The sequence below is a fragment of the Hydrogenophaga sp. YM1 genome, assembly GCF_016903055.1.
GTDB classification, from domain to species: domain Bacteria; phylum Pseudomonadota; class Gammaproteobacteria; order Burkholderiales; family Burkholderiaceae_C; genus Hydrogenophaga; species Hydrogenophaga borbori.
Genome location: NZ_CP070223.1, coordinates 16,867 through 34,369, shown reverse-complemented (window position 1 = coordinate 34,369; position 17,503 = coordinate 16,867). Strand labels below are relative to the sequence as shown.

Genomic DNA, 17,503 nt, shown 5'->3' with positions numbered 1-17,503 from the left:
GCGGGCTCAGGCCGCGCGCGCGGCGGCCAGCGACTGGGTGTAGGCGGTGCCCGTCTTGAGCACGTGGCGGAACAGGATCTCGCCAGCGAAGCGCGCGTCGCGCAGCTCCATGGCCGACATCACCAGCTCGTGCTCCTTCACCGACTCGTCCCAGCGCCCGTCGGTGGTGATGGCGATGAAGCGCGGGCGCCGGGCGCGTGTCATCAGGTCGGCGTGCGTGCGGCTGAGCTGCGGGTTGTCCGCCATCTCGATGATGGTTTCATGGATGCGGTGGTTGAGCTCGAAGTAGCGGTCGCGGTCGCCCTCGGCGTGGTGCCGCAGCATCTCGTCGTGCAGCGCGCGCAGCCGGGCCAGGGCCGGCGCCGAGGCCTGCAGCGTCACCGTCTCCACCGCCAGGCGCTCCAGGGCCGCGATCACCGCGAACAGGTTGACGATCTCGTCCGTCGAGGGCGTGGTCACGCGCGAGCCCCGGTTGGGCAGCAACTCGACCAGGCCCTCGGCCGCCAGCACCTTCAAGGCCTCTCGGATGGGCGTGCGCGACACGCCCAGGGCCTCGCTGAGCCCCACCTCGTTGATGCGCTCGCCCGAGGCGAGCTCGCCGTGCACGATCAGGTTGCGGATGTGCCCGCAGACGTCGGCGTGCACGCCACGCCGGCGCCGTTCCTCCGCGCCGGGCGGCTCTTCCGCGCCCGGCGCGGGGGCGGTGTCTTGCAGGGACCCAGTCAGCGGCTTGTCCAAGGCCTTCCCCATTTGAATGCAAACCTGGCCGAATCGGCCAAAAGTGAATTATCTTGGTGCGAGGTTAAGGCAAATTCAGTCGTATGAGCACCAATTGAGTGCGTAAATACCCTGTTGACAGGGGAATAGTCGAAAAGATAATGCACTTGCACGGTTCTTGCATTTTCCAGGTCGTCATCCCCTGTAACCCATCCGCTGACCCCAGCGAAGGAATTGCCATGAAGTTTCGCCGATCCCTTGTTCTCTCGGCCGTCGCCGCCCTGACCCTCGTGGGCCTTCACGCCCCCTCCATGGCCCAGCAGCGGCTGCGCGTGGCGGGCAACTTCCCCGCGGACCACACGGCCACCAAGGTGATGGAGATCTTCAAGAAGGAGGTGGAGGCGCGCACCAAGGGCGAGCTCCAGGTCGACCTGTTCCCCAACATGCAGCTCGGCGGCGCGGCCGAGAACGTCGACCAGGTGCGCTCCGGCACGGTGTTCGCCATCGTCACCTCCATCGCCTACTTCACCCGCATCGTGCCGGAGTACGAGGCCGTCAGCCTGCCCTTCCTGTTCAGCTCGCGCGAGGCCGCCTTCCGCGTCATGGACGGCCCGGTCGGCAAGCTGTTCGACGAGCGCATGGCGCAGAAGGGCTTCATCAGCCTGGGCTATGGCGAGCTGGGCTTTCGCCACGTGACGAACAACGTGCGACCCATCACCTCCTCGGCCGACTTCAAAGGCCTGAAGATCCGCCTGCAGCCCAACGAAGTGCACCTGGACACCTTCCGCGCGCTGGGCGCCAACCCGGTCGCCATGGACGTGAAGGAGGTCTACTCGGCCATGCAGCAGGGCGTGCTCGACGGCCACGAGAACCCCTACAACATCATCGCCAGCCGCCGCTTCAACGAGGTGCAGAAGCACCTGTCCGACACCGGCCACTTCTACGACTTCATCAACGCGGCCGCCAACAAGCGCCTGTTCGAGCGCCTGAGCAAGCCGCAGCAGGAGGCGGTCATGGCCTCCATGAAAGAGGCCATGACCTGGCAGCGCGCGGAAGCCGCCCGCGAGGATGAGCGCTGGCGCCAGCAGCTGGTGAAGGCCGGCATGACCTTCACGCCGATCACCCCGCAGGGCCGCGCCGACTTCCGCCGCAGCACCGCAGGCGTGGTGGAGTCGCTCAAGAAGCGCATCGATCCCAAGCTGATCGAAGCCGTCGTCACCGAGGCGAACAAGTGACGCAGGGCGCGAGCGCCGCCGAGGCGGCCCCGCCGCCCGGCGACAACGGACTGCCCCCGATCTGGCCCGCCATCCGGCGCTGGGTCGAGGCCCTCGACCGCGTGTCCATGGTGGCGATCGTGCTGGCCATGGCCGCCATGACGCTGATGGTGTCCCTGCAGGTGTTCTGGCGCTACGTGCTGAGCTCGTCCATCGACTCGGCCGACGAGGTCTCGCGCCTGTTCTTCGTCTGGGTCATCTTTCTGGCGATCCCGCACGGCATCAAGTACGCGGTGCACGTCGGCATCGACCTGCTGCTCATGGCCCTGTCGCCGCGCAACAAGGAACGGCTGTTCCGCGTGGTGTGCGTGGCCAGCGCGGTGCTGATGGCGGCGATCTTCTGGGCCGCCTGGGTGGCCACGCTGGACAAGTGGCAGGAGCTCATGCCGACCCTGCCCATCACCGCCGGCATCTACTACGTCGCCGTGCTGATCTGCGCGGCCCATTCGTTCATCCACCTCGTGCTGCACGCCTGGCTGGGTTCGCGCATCTGGGAAGGAAGGTTGTCATGACCTGGCTCGTGATCATCGTCTTCTGCGTGCTCGCTTTCGCGGGCATGCCCCTGGCGTTCGCGCTGGGCTTCGCGTCCCTGGCCGCCCTGTACGCCGCCGACTTCGAGCTGGTGATGCTGGCGCAGCGCATGCTGCACGCGGTGGACAACTTTCCGCTGATGGCCATCCCGCTGTTCATGCTGGCCGGCGAGCTGATGGTCAAGGCCGGCATGATGGAGCGGCTGGTGGCCTTCGCCAACAGCCTGGTCGGGCGCGTGCACGGGGGCCTGGCCCACGTGACCATCATCGCCGGCACCATCCTCGCCTCGGTCAGCGGCGCGGCCGTGGCCTCGGCCAGCGCCTTGGGCAGCGCCCTGGTGCCCGCGCTGCGCAAGCACTACCCGGACAGCTTCAACTGCGCGGTGATCGCCTCGGCGGCCAACCTCGGGCCGGTGATTCCGCCGTCCAACGCCATGATCGTCTACGCCCTGATGGCCGGCTCCTCGGTGTCGGTGGGCGGGCTGTTCATGGCCGGCATCGTGCCGGGCGTGCTGCTGGCGCTGGGCTTCATCGGCATCGCCAGCTTCATCTCCTGGCGGCGCAAGTACCCGCCCACGGGCGAGGCCTTCAACGCGCGCAACGCCTGGGTGCAGTTCCGCAAGGCGCACATCATCCTGTTCATGCCCATCATCGTGGTGGGCGGCATCATCGGCGGCGTGTTCACGGCCACCGAGGGCGCCGCCATCGCGGTGATCTACTCGGGCGTGGTGGGCCTGCTGGTCACGCGCAAGCTGAGACTGTCGGACCTGCCGGGTTGCCTGTTCCGTGCGGCCGTCACGGCCTCGATGGTGGGCGCGCTGATCGCGCTCGCCGCCACCGTGACCTTCCTGCTCACCGTGGACATGGTGCCGCAGCAGTTGGCGGACTGGGTGAAAAGCATGACCGCCGATCCCATGGTGTTCGTGCTGCTGACCATGCTGCTGCTGGTGGTGGTGGGCATGTTCATGGAGTCGAACGCGGCCTACATCATGCTGGTGCCGCTGTTCGTGCCGATCGCCGACGCCTTCGGCCTGGACCCGCTGTGGTTCGGCTTCCTGTTCATGTTCAACCTGGTGATCGGGATGATGACGCCGCCGGTGGGCGTGCTGTTCTTCGTCATGAGCGGCATCACCCGCGTGCCCATGGGCGCGATCATCCGCGAGTCCATGCCCTTCGTGATCTTCCAGTTCGGCATGCTGCTGCTGTGCGTGGCCTTTCCGTCCATCGTCACGGCGCTGCCGCGCGCGCTGGGCTTCTAAGGGGTGGCCATGTCACTGGACGCATCCAGCCCGGCGGCGCCGGGCCCAATGGACCGGCTGGACCTGCTGATCACCGGCGCCACGGTGGTGCACACGCGCCCGCAGCTGGAGGTCATCGAGAACGCGGTCATCGGCATCGCCGGCCCGCGCATCGCCTTCGTGGCCCGGGCCGGCGACGCGCCGCGCGTGGACGCGCGCCGGACCATCGACCTGCGCGGGCACCTGGTGCTGCCGGGCTTCGTCAACGTGCACACCCACACCATCCTCACCATGGTGCGGGGCGTGGCCGAGGACATGGGCTTCGCGCCGGCCTACACGCCCGGGGTGCCGCATGGCCATGAGGTCACGCCGGACGAGGCCGTGGCCCTGGCGCGCCTGGGCGCGCTGGAGGCCCTGATGTTCGGCTCCACCGTCATCAACGACAGCTACGTGCACGCCGACCTGACCCTGCCCGCGATGGCCGACGTGGGCCTGCGCGCCTACGCCTGCGGGCGCATCCACGACGTGGACTTCTCCCGCGTGCACCTGGGCGAGTGGCGGCACGACGAGGCCATCGGCGAGCGCACCCTGGGCGAGGCCCTGGCCCTGCACGCGCGCTGGCACGGCGGGACCGAGGGCCGCACCGGCGTGCACCTCACGCCGCACGCGCCGGACACTTGCTCGCAGGGCCTGCTGCGGCGGGTCGCCGACCACCGCGAGCGCCACGGCGGCGTGGTCACCACGCACCTGTCGCAAAGCCGCATGGAGAACCAGCGCGTGCAGGAGCGCGATGGCTGCACGCCCTGCGAGCTGCTGGAGCGCACCGGCCTGCTCGGCCCCTCGCTGATCGCCGCGCACGGCATGTACATGAGCGAGTCGGACATGCGCCGCGCCGGCGCGGCGCGCATGAACCTCGCGCACGTGCCCAAGGGCAACGCCACCGGCGGGCGCATCGCGCCCACGCGGGCCATGCAGGACGCCGGCATCCGCCTGGCGCTGGCCACCGACAACATGCACGCCGACATGATCGAGGTCATGCGCTGGGCGCTCAACCTCGGGCGCATACAGACCGGCGGCATCGACGACGGCTGGCAGCCGGCGGACATGCTGCGCATGGCCACCTACAACGGCGCGCACGCCATGGGCCTGGGCGAGCACCTGGGCAGCCTGGAGGCCGGCAAGCTGGCCGACATGGTCTGCGTGGACATGCGCCGCCCGCACCTGGTGCCCAACATCAACCCGCTGGGCAACCTCGTGCACACCGGCCAGGGCCGCGACGTGGCCATGGTGCTGGTGCACGGCGAGATCGTGGTGGAAGGCGGTCGCGCCCTGCGCGTCGACCAAGACAGCATCCTGGCCGACGCCCAACAGGCGGCGGCCGCCTTGTGGGAGCGGGCCCGCGCGCAAGTCGAGCCCCGGAGAAACGCTTGAACATCCTCGTCATCAACCCCAACATTTCCCTCAGCGTCACCGAGCTGATCCACAACGAGGCGCGCCGCGCGGCCCTGCCCGACACGCGCATCACCATGGCCACCGCGCCCTTCGGCGTGGCCTACATCGAAACGCCGGGCGAGGCCGCCGTGGGCGCCTACGCCACGCTGCAGCTGCTGGCGCAGCAGCAGGCGGATCACGACGTGGCCGTCATCGCCGCCTTCGGCGACCCCGGCGTGGCGGCGGCCAAGGAGCTGCTGGACATTCCCGTGGTCGGGCTCACCGAATCGGCGGTGGCGGCGGCCTTCCTGCTCGGCGGGCGCTTCGCCATCGTGGGCATCTCGCAGCGCATCGGCGCCTGGTACGTGCAGACCGTGGAGCAGCTGGGCCTGTCCTCGCGCATGACCGGCTACCGCGGGCTCAAGCAGGGCTTTGCCAGCGTGGGCACGGTGCAGCAGGAAGCGCGCGACGTGCTGCGCGAGATGTGCCTGAGCTGCGTGGAGCAGGACGGCGCCGACAGCATCATCCTGGCCGGCGCGCCGCTGGCCGGTCTGGCGCGCGAGATCGCCGCCGACGTGCCCGTGCCCCTGATCGATGGCGTGGGCAGCGCCATCCGCATGGCCGAGGCCCTGGGCCGCGCCGGCTACACGCCGCGGCGCAGCGGCGCGATGTCGCCGCCGCCGGCCAAGGCCCACCAGGGCCTGAAGGACGGCCTGGCCAGTCTGATCGGGCGCCAGCCATGAGCGCCGCCGGACCGTTCCCCAGGCGCTCAGCCCCGCAGCGCGCAGCACGGAGGACCCTGCCATGAGCGATCGCCCGAGTTTCGACCTCGTGGTCCGCAACGCCCGCGTGGCGACGGCCTCGGACAGCTTCGTCAGCGACATCGGCATACGCGATGGCGTGATTCAGCAACTGGGCCACGGGCTCGCCGCCGGCGCGCGCGAGATCGACGCGGCGGGCCGCGTGGTCACGCCGGGCGGCGTGGACGCGCACTGCCACCTCGACCAGCCCATGGCGCCGCCGGTGCGCATGGCCGACGACTTCGACAGCGGCACGCGCGCCGCGGCCTGTGGCGGCACCACCACCGTCATTCCCTTCGCGGCGCAGGTCAAGGGCCAGTCGCTGCGCGCCGCGGTGGACGACTACCACGCGCGCGCCGAGGGCCGCGCGCACATCGACCACGCCTTCCACCTGATCGTGAGCGACCCCACGCCCGAGGTGCTGGGCCGCGAGCTGCCCGAGCTGATCCGCGAGGGCTACACCTCGTTCAAGATCTACATGACCTACGACGACCTCAAGCTCGACGACGGCCAGATCCTGGACGTGCTCGAGGTCGCGCGGCGCCACGACGCCATGGCCATGATCCACGCCGAAAACGCCGACTGCATCGCCTGGCTCACGCGCCGGCTGGAGGCGGCGGGCCGCACCGCGCCGCGCTTTCATGCGCACGCGCGGCCCATGCTGGTGGAGCGCGAGGCCACGCACCGCGCGATCTCGCTGGCCGAGCTGATCGACGTGCCCATCCTCATCGTGCACGTCTCGGGCCGCGAGGCGGTGGAGCAGATCCGCTGGGCGCGCGCGCAGGGGCTCAAGGTGTTCGCCGAGACCTGCCCGCAGTACCTCTTCCTCACCGCCGAGGACCTCGGCATCGACGACAGCTACAAGGGCGCGCGCTGCGTTTGCAGCCCACCGCCGCGCGACAAACAGAACCAGCAGGTGATCTGGGACGGCCTGAGCGACGGCCTGTTCACCGTGTTCTCGTCCGACCACGCGCCGTTCCGCTACGACGGCACCGAGGGCAAGAAGCCGAACGGCGAAGAGGTGGCCTTCCAGCACATCCCCAACGGCATCCCCGGCATCGAGACGCGCCTGCCGCTGCTGTACTCGGAAGGCGTGCTGGGCGGGCGCATCACGCTGCAGCGCTTCGTCGAGCTCACGTCCACCAACCCGGCCAAGGCCTACGGCCTGCACCCGCGCAAGGGCACCATCGCCATCGGCAGCGACGCCGACCTGGTGATCTGGGACGAGGGCGAGCGCACGGTGCGCAACGCCGCCCTGCACCACGACGTGGACTACACGCCCTACGAAGGCATGGCCCTGCGCGCCTGGCCGGGCGTGACCATCGCCAGCGGCGAGGTGGTGTGGGACGGGCAGGCCTTCCACCCGCGCCGGGGCCAGGGCCGCTACCTGCGGCGCGGCCGGCCGAGCCTGTTGCCGGCCCGGCCTACTTCGCTCCCCCCACACGCCGCGTGATCTCGGCGGCGCAGGCCAGCAAGGGCTTGGCGATGCGCCCGTTCCACGCGGTGTCGAAGGTGGCCGACGGGCCCATCACCAGCACGCCGAGCACGATGTGGCCCTCGGCGTCGAACACCGGCGCGCACAGCGCGTCGATGCCCGGGATCGGCTGACCGAGCGTGCGCGAGAGGCCGTGCTGGCGGATCTCGGCCAGCGTGGGCTCCAGGTCCTGGATGGTGTGCACCGGCTTGGGCGCGGTGCCGTAGTTCGAGCGCGCCAGGTCCTCCGCCAGCAGCCGCTCCACCACCTTGGGCGGCAGGTAGGCCGCGAACAGCCGGCCGGTGGCCGTGTTGGTCAGCGACATCACGGTGCCGGTGCGCAGGTTCACGTGCAGCGGCTGGATGGGTTCTTCCATGCGCACGATGGTCGGCCCCAGGTTGCCCCAGACCACCAGGGCCACGCTCTGCCCCGTGGCGTGCGCGAGCTGCTCCAGCACGGCGGACGCCTCCTTGACCGGGTCCATGCGCTGCAGCTTGATCAGGCCCAACTGCAGGGCCAGCGGCCCCAGCTCGTACTGCCCGGCGTCGTTCTGCGACACGAAGCCCACCTTGAGGAAGCTGACCATGTACGGGTGAGCCTTGCCCGCCGTCATGCCGGCCGCCTTGGCCAGGTCCTTCAGGGCCACCGGGCGCACCTTGCGCGCGAGCTCCAGCAGCAGGGCGCTGCCGATCTCGATCGACTGGATACCTCGACGGCTCTTTTCTTCCATGGGGACGTGGGCGGTGGGGGCGCGGGCAAGTGTATCCATAGGGTTTTCCCTGATCATTTCAAACGGCTACGACCCAATCAGACGAAAAGATATTATCAAACGCATTGACCATAGTCAGATAGGGCTTCTAGAATCGCCCCCACTGACAAGGAGCAAGGCATGTCACAGGAGACACAAGCCGTCGACGTACTGGTGATCGGTACCGGCGCATCGGGCATGGCCACGGCCGTCACCGCCGCCGCGCAGGGGCTGCAGGTGCTGGTGGTGGACAAGCAGCCACAGTTCGGCGGTACCACGGCGCGCTCGGGCGGCTGGCTGTGGATCCCCGGCACCCACCTGGCCAAGGAGCAGGGCATCGAGGAGCCGCCCGGTGCGGCCAAGGCCTACCTGAAGCACGAGGCCACCACGCACTACGACGAGCGCCGCGTCGACGCTTTCCTGGAGAACGGCCCCAAGGCCATCGAGTTCTTCACCAGCCAGACCCCGCTGCGCTTCGACCTGCCGCCGGTCTTTCCCGACTACCACGCCGAAGCCCCCGGCGGCCTGCCGGGCGGGCGCTCCATGGTGACCCGGCCCTACGACGGCCGCGAGCTCGGCCCGCGCATCAAGCTGCTGGCGCCGCCGCTGCCCGAGCTCACGGTGTTCGGGATGATGCTGGGCTCGGGCCCCGAGATCCGCCACTTCATGCGCGTCTTCAAGTCGCCCACGTCCTTCTGGTACGTGACCAAGCGGCTGACGCGCCATTTCTTCGACGTGCTCATCCACGGCCGCGGCATGACGCTGACCAACGGCAACGCGCTCGCGGGCCGCCTGGCCAAGGCCGCCATGGACCGCGACATCCCCGTGTGGTTGTCCTCGCCGGTGAAACAGCTGCTGGTCGAGGGCGGCGCGGTCACCGGCGCGCTGGTCGAGCGCGAGGGCCGGCCGGTGCGCGTGGTGGCGCGCCGCGGCGTGGTGCTGGCCGCGGGCGGCTTCCCCTACGACGTGGAGCGCCGCCAGCAGCTGTTCCCGCACGCGCCCACGGGCCGCGAGCACTTCTCGCCCTCGCCCTCCACCAACACGGGCGACGGCCTGCGCCTGGCCGAGGCCGTGGGCGGGCGCGTGGACGGCACCATTCCCCACGCGGCCGCGTGGGTGCCGGCCTCCGTCACCACCCGCCCGGACGGCAGCGCGGGCGTGATGCCGCACTTCATCGACCGCGCCAAGCCCGGCGTGATCGCGGTCAACCCCGAGGGCCGGCGCTTCACCAACGAAGGCAACTCGTACCACGACTTCGTGCAGGCCATGGTCAAGACCTGCGAAGGCCGGCCCGAGGTCTTTGCCTGGCTGCTGTGCGACCACAAGGCCCTGCGCAGCTACGGCCTGGGCTGCGTGGCGCCCGCGCCCCTGCCCATCGGCCGCCACCTGCGCAACGGCTACCTGAAGTCCGGCGCCAGCCTGGCCGAGCTGGCCACCCAGCTGGGCATCGCGCCGGCCACGCTGGAGCAAACCGTGGCCGAGTTCAACCGCCACGCGGCGAAGGGCGAGGACCCGGCCTTCGGCAAGGGCAGCAAGGCCTACAACCGCTACCAGGGCGACGCCACCGTCACGCCCAACCCCTGCGTGGCCCCGCTGGAACACGGCCCGTACTACGCCATCCGGCTGGTCATTGGCGACATCGGCACCTTCGCCGGCCTGGTCACCGACGAGAAGACGCGCGTGCTGGACGCGGCGGGCCAGCCCATCGCCGGCCTGTACGCGGTTGGCAACGACGCCGCCAGCGTGATGGGCGGCAACTACCCCGGCGCGGGCATCACCCTGGGCCCGGCCATCACCTTCGGCTACATCGCGGGCCAGGAGCTGGCCAAGGCCGCGCCGCTGGCGCCGCCCGCCACCGCGCCCGCGGCCAGCGCGCGCGAACAGCTGGCCCCCACCGCCTGAGGAGACGCCATGCCCACCTACCCCGACACGCTCGCGCCGCGCCTGCTGCAGGGCCGCCTGGCCTTCGTCACCGGCGCCGGCCAGGGCAACGGCCGGGCCTTCTGCCTGGGCCTGGCGCAGGCCGGCGCGCGCATCGTCGCCACCGACATGAACGCCGTGGCCGTGGAAGAAACCGCGCGCCTGGTGCGCGAGGCCGGCGGCGAGGCCTGGTCCTTCGCGCTGGACGTGACCTCGGCCGAGGCCTGCCGCGAGCTCGCGGCCCGGGTCGCTCACGAGGTGGGCGCCGTCGACCTGCTGGTGAACAACGCCGGCATCATCATCCGCGAGACCACCGCCAGCCCGCGCGCGGCCGAGAACTTCAAAAAGACCCTGGACGTGAACGTGCACGGCACCTTCAACGTCACGCACGCCTTTCTCGACGCCCTCAAGGCCACGCGCGGCTGCATCGTCAACATGGCCTCCATCGCCGCCTACGCGGGCCAGGGCGCCTCGCTCGGCTACGCGCCTTCCAAGGGCGCCATCAAGCTGCTGACGCAGTCGCTGGCGCAGGAGCTCGCGCCCTTCGGCGTGCGCGTCAACGCGCTGGCGCCGGGCGTCATCGAAACGCCCATGACCGCCGCCACGCGCGAGGACCCGTCGCGCCTGCAGGGCTTCATGACGCGCATCCCCATGGGCCGCGTGGGCCAGACGGAGGACCTCGTCGGTCCGATCGTCTTCCTGGCTTCCGACATGTCCCGCTACGTCACCGGCATCACGCTGCCGGTGGACGGCGGTTTCCTCGCGGTGTGACACCCGCGCCCAGCCACCCTTCCCGCCACCTCAATCGACCACAGGAGACAAGAAAGATGAACATCAAGCGTTACTGGGGCGCCGCGCTGTCGGCCATCGCCCTCGCGGCCTTCGCGGGCGGCGCCCAGGCCCAGGACATCAAGCTCGGCTACAACGGCGACCTCTCGGCCTCGCCCTCGGCGCAGAGCGGCCAGGCCGCCGTCATCGGCATGGAGGCGGCCATCGCCGACATCAACGCCGCTGGCGGTGTGCTGGGCAAGAAGCTGGCGCTGGTGGTGCGCGACGACGCCTCGGCGCCGCCCAAGTCCATCCAGAACATGACCGACCTGATCGACAACGAGAAGGTGGTCGCCGTGTTCGGCCCCACCAACTCGGGCAACGCCATGGCCTGGAAGCACATCGCCAACCAGAAGAAGGTGCCGGTGATCGGCAACGTGGGCTCGGGCACCGCCATCACCGCGCCCATGGGCTCGGGCGACAACTACATGTTCCGCGTCTCCATGGTCGACCGCGAGCAGGTGGCCGCGCTCATGGCCTACGTGAAGAAGAACAGCGCCGCGAAAAGCGTGGGCCTGATGGCCGAGACCACCGGCTACGGCCAGGGCGGCCTGAAGGACATGCAGGAGCTGGCCGAGAAGCAGGGCATCAAGATCGTCGCCACCGAGCACTTCGGCGTCGGCGACACCGACATGACCTCGCAGCTCAACAAGATGAAGGCCGCCGGTGTGGACACCGTGGTCGTCTGGGCCCAGGGCACGCCCATCGCCCAGCTGGTGCGCAGCATGGAGAAGGTGAACTACTTCCCGCTCACGCTGACCTCGTGGGCGGCGGACAACATCACCTTCTACGACGCCGCCGGCAAGACCCTGGCCGAGAAGCCCATCTTCATGCGCACCGTGAGCGAGGAGAAGACGCCCGCGCAGCAGAAGCTGTACGACCGCATCGGCTCGAAACTGAAGGCCCCGAGCGCCTTCTCCTTCGCGCTGCACGGCTACGACTCGGTGCTGCTCTACGCCGCCGCCGCCAAGCAGGCCAACAGCACCGACGGCGCCGCCGTGCGCGCCGCGCTGGAAGACCTCAAGGCCCCGGTGCAGGGCGTGCTCAAGACCTACAACAAGCCCTTCAGCAAGACCGACCGCGAAGCGCTGACCGCCGAGGACTTCGTCTGGATCCGCTGGAAGGACGGCAAGCTGCTGCCCTACAGCGACCCCATCCTGAAATCCCTGACCGCGGCGGACTTCAAGCAGTGAGCGGCCGGGCGATCGGGCCCGCGATGGTCCGATCGCCCTTCTCCCGGAGACAGACATGACAGAAGCGCTCTTGCAGGCGGTTCTCAGCGGGCTGTGCGTGGGCGGTGCCTACGCCCTGGTCGCGCTGGGGTTCAGCGTTACCTTCACGACCACCAAGACCCTCAACTTCTCGCACGGTGAGTTCGTGTCGGCCGGCGCCTTCGTCGGCATGAGCGTGCTGTTCCTCGCCATTGGCAAACCGCTGACGGCCACCAGCTTCGGCGACGCCGAGCCCGGCGCCGCGGCGCAACTGATGGCCCTGCTCGGCGCCCTGGGCGTCATGGGCCTGCTGGGCTGGCTGCTCTACGCCATCGGCGTGCGGCCCTTCGCCGGGCGCCCCGGCATGGCCTGGGTCATGAGCACCCTGGGCTTCGGCGTCATCCTGCAGAGCATCGGCCTGGCCATCTGGGGCCCCAAGCCCGTGGTGGTGCCCAGCCCCGTGGGCGACCACATCATCCGCTTCATGGGCGTGGGCGTGCGGCCGCAAGAGCTGCTCATGCTGGGCCTGGCCGTGGTGGTGATGATCGGCTTCGACTTCGTCATGAACCGCACCCTGCTCGGCAAGGCCATGCGCGCGGTGGCCGCCAACGGCGCCGTCGCCAGCCTCATGGGCATCAACACCAAGGCGATCATGGTGATCGCCTTCGTCGTCAGCTCCGCGCTCGCGGGGCTCTCGGGCTTCCTGCTGGCGCCCATTGCCCAGGCCTCGCTCTTCATGGGCCTGACCGTGGGCCTCAAGGGCTTCTCGGGCGCCATGATCGGCGGCCTGAGCAACCCGCGCGGCTGCGTCATCGGCGGCTTTGCGCTGGGCGTCATCGAGTCGATGGTGAACCTCTGGCAGGCGCAGTGGCGCGAGGTGGCGATCTTCGCGCTCGTCATCCTGGTGCTGGCCTTCCGCCCGACCGGCCTGTTCGGCGCACGCACGGTGGAGAAGGTATGAGCCCCGCACGGCCGCCCGAAGGGGCTCGCATCGCAGCGCACAGCGCACCGAGTCGTCCCATGACCCGCGTCCCGCACATCGCCGGCGTGCTGCTGGCCGTGGCCCTGGTGGTCGGCCTCAGCTTCGCGCTGAACAACGACTACTACCTGCGCATCCTGTTCATGATGGGTGTGTACTACCTGTGCGCGGCCGGCATGAACGTGCTGGTGGGCTACGCCGGCCAGAAGTCGCTGGGCCAGGCCGGCCTGTTCGCGGCCGGCGCCTACGCCGTGGCCCTGCTGACCACGCGCACCGAGATCAGCCCCTGGATCGCGCTGGCGCTGGCGGCCGTGGTCTCGGGCGTGTTCGGCGTGCTCATCGCCCTGCCTTCGCTGCGCGTGAAGGGCCCCTACCTGGCGATGGTGACCCTGGCCTTCGGCATCGTGGTGGAAAAACTCGTGAGCGAGTGGACCGAGGTGTTCGGCGGCGCGCAGGGCGTCTATGGCATCCGCCCGCTCACCTGGGGCGACAACCCGCTGAGCACGCAGCAGTGGGTCTGGCTCACGGTCGCGCTGTGCGCCATCACCCACCTGTTGCTGCGCAACCTGGTGGGCGGGCGCTTCGGCCGCGCCCTGCTCTCGCTGCAGGCCGACGAGATCGCCTCGTCCTCGGTGGGCGTGCGGGTCTACCGCGCCAAGGTCATCGCCTTCGTGGTCGCCGCCGTCACCTGCGGCATCGCGGGCGCGCTGGTGGCGCAGCAGAACCAGTACATCAACTCCGACTTCATCACCTTCCACCTGTCGATCTTCATCCTGCTGCTGGTGCTGTTCGGCGGTGCGGGCTCCCAGTACGGGCCGCTGGTGGGCACGGTGATCCTCACCGCCATCGACGCGGCCCTGGCGCGCTGGCCCGCCGCGCAGCACTTCCTCTACGGTTTCCTGCTGCTGTTCGCGCTGTACGCCATGCCGGGCGGCGTGATGGGGCTGTTGAACGCCGTGTTCGCGCGCTGGCGCAAAACGCCTGAGCCGCCGCTGGACAGCCAGCCACGCGCCTACCGCCCGGCCTCGGAGGACGCCACGGGCGACCTGCTGGTGGTCGAGAACGTCTCCAAGTCCTTCGGTGGCGTCAAGCCCGCGCAGGACGTGAGCTTTCGCCTGCAGCGCGGCCACGTGCACGCGCTGATCGGCCCCAACGGCGCCGGCAAGTCCACCATGATCAACATGGTCACGGGTGTGCTCGACCCCAGCGCGGGCACGATCTGCTTCCTGGGCCAGAACCTCGGCGGCCGGCCCGCGCACGCCATCTGCCAGCTGGGCATGGGCCGCACCTTCCAGAACCTGCGGCTGTTCGCCGAGCTCTCGGTGCTGGACAACGTCAAGCTCGGCCACCACACGCGCATGCGCAACGGCTTCTTCGCCTCGCTGCTGGCCTTGCCATCGGCGCGGCGCGAAGAGGCGCGCACCACCGAGCGCGCGCTGCAGCTGCTGGCGCTGGTGGACCTGCTGCCCCTGGCCCATTCGCCCGCCGGCAGCCTGCCCTATGGCCTGCAGCGCCGCGTGGAGCTGGCGCGCGCCCTGGCCACCGAACCGCAGCTGCTGCTGCTCGACGAGCCCGCGGCCGGCCTCAACCCGCAGGAGACCGCCGAGCTGGGCCAGCTGCTGCTCAAGATCGCGCGCTGCGGCATCTCCATCCTGATGGTGGAGCACCACATGGACCTGGTCATGTCCATCTCCGACCACGTCATCGTGCTCGACTACGGCATCAAGATCGCCGAAGGCAAGCCGGCCGAGATCCAGAACAACCCGCGCGTGATCGAGGCCTACCTCGGCGTCGAGGACGAGGCCGCCCCGTCGGCGGCCTGAGGGAACACCACATGCTCAAGATCGATCAGCTCGAGGTGGCCTACGGCGCCATCCAGGCCGTCAAAGGCGTCAGCCTGGAAGTGAAGGCCGGCGAAGTGATCGCCATCATCGGCGCCAACGGCGCGGGCAAGAGCAGCCTGCTGCGCTGCATCGCCGGCCTGGAGCCGGCCGCCGGCGGCAGCATCCGCATCGCCGACACCGACTGCACGCGCCTGGCGCCGCACCGGCGCGTGGGCCTGGGCGTGGCCCTGTCGCCCGAGGGGCGCGGCGTTTTCCCCGACCAGACCGTGCGCGAGAACCTGATGCTCGGCGCCTACGCGCGCCGCCAGGACAAGGCCGGCGTGATGCGCTCCATCGAGCGCGAGTTCGGGCGCTTCCCGCGCCTGCGCGAACGCCAGGACCAGCTCGCGGGCACGCTCTCGGGCGGCGAGCAGCAGATGCTCGCCATCTCGCGCGCGCTCATGAGCGAGCCGCGCCTGCTGCTGCTCGACGAGCCCTCGCTGGGCCTGGCGCCGCTCATCATCAAGGACATCTTCAACGCCATCCGCCAGCTGCGCGAATCGGGCCTGACCATCCTGCTGGTCGAGCAGATGGCCAAGCAGGCGCTGGGCGTGGCCGACCGCGCCTACGTGCTCGAGACCGGCCGCATCACCCTGCAAGGTTCGGGCGCGCAGCTGTTGAACGATCCCAAGGTGAAAGCCGCCTACCTCGGCGCGCACTGAGCGCGCCCCACCCGGAGGACTGTTCCATGATCGTGCGATCGGGTTTGATCCAGAAGCAGGCGGGCTGGAGCGACGAGGACTTCCGCAGCCACTGGCGCGGGCACCACGGCGCCCTGGCGGCCCAGCTGCCCGGCCTGCGCCGCTACGAACAAAACCCCGTCGTCGACAGCCAGCAGCGCGGCTTCAGCTACCCGCGCGGGCCGGAGCGGCTCGACGGCTTTTCCATGCTCTGGTTCGACAGCGAAGCCGCCATGCGCGAGGCCCTGCGGACCGACGCCGGCCAGGCGCTCATCGCCGACGAGCAGCGCTTCATCGGCGACCTGCGCATCGTCACCATCGACCAGATGGAGGTGATACCGCCGGACGCGGGGCGCCCGCTGCTCAAGCGCATGTCGCTGCTGCGCCGGCGCGAGGACGTCTCGGCCGAGGAATTCCAGCGCGAATGGCGGCAGGAGCACGCCCACCTGGTGAAGCGCGTGGCCGGCGTGCGCGGCTACCGGCAGAACCTCATCGTGGGCCGCGAGGCGCCCAAGGGCCACCCGGTGTCGCGCGAGGCCTGGCCCATCGACGGCATCGTCGAGCTGTGGTTCGACGACACCGATTCGCTGGACCAGGCCTTTGCCTCGCCCAAAGGCCAGACCCTGATGTCGCACGCGCGCGAGTTCATCGCCGAGATCACCACCTTCCTGGTCGAGCGCCACATGGTGGTGGGCTGACGTGGCCGGCGGCGCGGCGAGCGGAGCGTCCTCCCACGCGGGCCTGAACGGCGGCGGCGAAGGCCGGCGCGCCTACGCCCTGCTGCTGGGCGCGATGGCCATCTGGGGCGTCAACCTCTCGGTGGTGAAGGCGCTCACGGGCTCGCTCGACGTGCTGACCGTGGCGGCCGTGCGCATGGTCGTCGCGGCGCTCGCGCTCACGGCCCTGCTGTTCCTGCGGCGCGAGCGCCTGCCCGTGCTGAGCGCGCGCGCCTTGCTCGCGCTCACGGGCTGCGCGCTGGTCATGGTCTATGGCAACCAGATCCTGTTCTCGGCCGGGCTGGCGCGCAGCACCGCCACCAACGGCGCCCTGATCATGTCGCTGGGGCCGCTGGTGTCGGCCCTGCTGGCGGCCCTGGTCTTTCGCGAACGCCTGGGCGCGCGCCGCCTGGCCGGCGTGGCCATCGGCTTTGCCGGCGTGGCCCTGGTGGTGCTGAACCGGCCGGGCGCGCAGCTGGGCGGCGGCTCCTGGGGCGACGCGCTCATCATCGCCTCGGTGGTGTGCTTCGCCTCGGGCGGCATCGCGGTGCAGCGCCTGTCCCGGGCCTTCACGGCGCTGCAGATCAGCTGGGTGGTGCACGTCATTGGCGCCACGCTGCTGGTGCTGCACGCGGCCCTGTCGCCCGAGGCGCGCCTGTCGGACCTGGCCCAGGCCTCGCTGACGACCTGGTCGCTGGTGCTGTACTCGGGCATGCTGGCCACGGGCGTGGCGGCCCTGGTGTGGAACCTGTCCATCGCGCGCCTGGGCATCGCGCGCACGGCGATGGGCTTCTACTGGGTGCCGATCTTCGGCGTGGCCTTCGCGGTGGCCTTCATGGGCGAGGCGCTGACGGGGTGGCACGCGCTGGGGCTGGCGAGCGTGATCCTGGGGTCGCGGCTGGGGTTCGCGCGGCGGGGCTGAGCGACGTCGGCGCCGCGTCGGCTTGGCCGACGCTTTGTATCTCAGGCATTCCGCCTGAGTTGGCACAGCATGTGCATACGAATGCATGATTGCGGCAGCCTACACCTTGGGTTTGGTCGAAGCATTCGAAATATTTCAAACTTTATCGCTCA

Annotated in this window: 16 protein-coding genes; 14 read left to right on the top strand and 2 right to left on the bottom strand. The window is 70.0% G+C overall.

Annotated elements, in window-relative coordinates; genetic code table 11:
• Positions 1 to 6 precede the first annotated feature (6 nt).
• A complete protein-coding gene (locus tag JNX00_RS00155) occupies positions 7 to 738 on the bottom strand; it encodes a GntR family transcriptional regulator (protein WP_204743746.1) in 732 nt (243 codons plus the stop codon).
• A gap of 218 nt (positions 739 to 956) precedes the next feature.
• Here JNX00_RS00155 and JNX00_RS00150 point away from each other — a divergent pair, with 218 nt between their 5' ends.
• From JNX00_RS00150 to hydA, 6 genes are all read left to right on the top strand, one after another.
• Positions 957 to 1,952 (top strand): TRAP transporter substrate-binding protein, encoded by a 996-nt coding sequence (locus JNX00_RS00150; protein WP_204743745.1) that lies wholly within the window; start codon positions 957 to 959, stop codon positions 1,950 to 1,952.
• A complete protein-coding gene (locus tag JNX00_RS00145; RefSeq protein WP_204743744.1) occupies positions 1,949 to 2,503 on the top strand; it encodes a TRAP transporter small permease in 555 nt (184 codons plus the stop codon). The genes JNX00_RS00150 and JNX00_RS00145 overlap by 4 nt, the downstream gene beginning before the upstream one ends.
• Complete coding sequence (locus tag JNX00_RS00140; RefSeq protein ID WP_204743743.1) at positions 2,500 to 3,780, top strand: TRAP transporter large permease; 1,281 nt, start codon at positions 2,500 to 2,502, stop codon at positions 3,778 to 3,780. The genes JNX00_RS00145 and JNX00_RS00140 overlap by 4 nt, the downstream gene beginning before the upstream one ends.
• Positions 3,781 to 3,789: 9 nt before the next feature.
• Positions 3,790 to 5,190, top strand: a complete 1,401-nt coding sequence (locus JNX00_RS00135; protein WP_239478218.1) for an amidohydrolase family protein — start codon at positions 3,790 to 3,792, stop codon at positions 5,188 to 5,190.
• Positions 5,187 to 5,933 carry an aspartate/glutamate racemase family protein gene (locus JNX00_RS00130; protein ID WP_070399681.1) on the top strand — a complete coding sequence of 249 codons (747 nt, stop codon included), beginning with the start codon at positions 5,187 to 5,189 and terminating at the stop codon, positions 5,931 to 5,933. The genes JNX00_RS00135 and JNX00_RS00130 overlap by 4 nt, the downstream gene beginning before the upstream one ends.
• 61 nt (positions 5,934 to 5,994) lie before the next feature.
• The gene (gene hydA / locus JNX00_RS00125; protein ID WP_204743742.1) at positions 5,995 to 7,443 is read left to right on the top strand and encodes a dihydropyrimidinase; all 1,449 of its coding nucleotides are present in this window, start codon (positions 5,995 to 5,997) and stop codon (positions 7,441 to 7,443) included.
• On the opposite strand, the gene JNX00_RS00120 is transcribed toward hydA, so the two are convergent.
• Positions 7,415 to 8,233: an IclR family transcriptional regulator gene (locus tag JNX00_RS00120; protein ID WP_070399683.1), complete on the bottom strand. Its 819-nt coding sequence runs from the start codon at positions 8,231 to 8,233 to the stop codon at positions 7,415 to 7,417. The two genes, hydA and JNX00_RS00120, sit on opposite strands and share 29 nt — an antisense overlap.
• A 120-nt stretch (positions 8,234 to 8,353) precedes the next feature.
• Here JNX00_RS00120 and JNX00_RS00115 point away from each other — a divergent pair, with 120 nt between their 5' ends.
• From JNX00_RS00115 to JNX00_RS00080, 8 genes are read left to right on the top strand one after another with little or no spacing between them, the layout of a single operon-like run.
• Positions 8,354 to 10,114, top strand: coding sequence for an FAD-dependent oxidoreductase (locus JNX00_RS00115; RefSeq protein WP_070399684.1), 1,761 nt, complete (start codon positions 8,354 to 8,356; stop codon positions 10,112 to 10,114).
• Positions 10,115 to 10,123: 9 nt separating this feature from the next.
• A complete protein-coding gene (locus tag JNX00_RS00110; protein ID WP_070399685.1) occupies positions 10,124 to 10,903 on the top strand; it encodes a glucose 1-dehydrogenase in 780 nt (259 codons plus the stop codon).
• 56 nt (positions 10,904 to 10,959) lie between these two features.
• On the top strand, positions 10,960 to 12,153 hold the full coding sequence (locus JNX00_RS00105; RefSeq protein WP_070399686.1) for an ABC transporter substrate-binding protein: 1,194 nt from the start codon (positions 10,960 to 10,962) through the stop codon (positions 12,151 to 12,153).
• Positions 12,154 to 12,208: 55 nt separating this feature from the next.
• Positions 12,209 to 13,132 carry a branched-chain amino acid ABC transporter permease gene (locus JNX00_RS00100; protein ID WP_204743741.1) on the top strand — a complete coding sequence of 308 codons (924 nt, stop codon included), beginning with the start codon at positions 12,209 to 12,211 and terminating at the stop codon, positions 13,130 to 13,132.
• Positions 13,133 to 13,191: 59 nt separating this feature from the next.
• The gene (locus JNX00_RS00095) at positions 13,192 to 14,973 is read left to right on the top strand and encodes a branched-chain amino acid ABC transporter ATP-binding protein/permease (protein ID WP_204743740.1); all 1,782 of its coding nucleotides are present in this window, start codon (positions 13,192 to 13,194) and stop codon (positions 14,971 to 14,973) included.
• A gap of 11 nt (positions 14,974 to 14,984) precedes the next feature.
• Entirely contained in the window at positions 14,985 to 15,695 is a 711-nt protein-coding gene (locus JNX00_RS00090) for an ABC transporter ATP-binding protein (protein ID WP_070399689.1), read from the top strand.
• Between the two features lie 26 nt (positions 15,696 to 15,721).
• Positions 15,722 to 16,411, top strand: a complete 690-nt coding sequence (locus JNX00_RS00085) for an EthD family reductase (RefSeq protein WP_204743739.1) — start codon at positions 15,722 to 15,724, stop codon at positions 16,409 to 16,411.
• A 1-nt stretch (position 16,412) separates the two neighbouring features.
• Positions 16,413 to 17,351, top strand: a complete 939-nt coding sequence (locus JNX00_RS00080; protein WP_239478217.1) for a DMT family transporter — start codon at positions 16,413 to 16,415, stop codon at positions 17,349 to 17,351.
• Positions 17,352 to 17,503 lie beyond the last annotated feature (152 nt).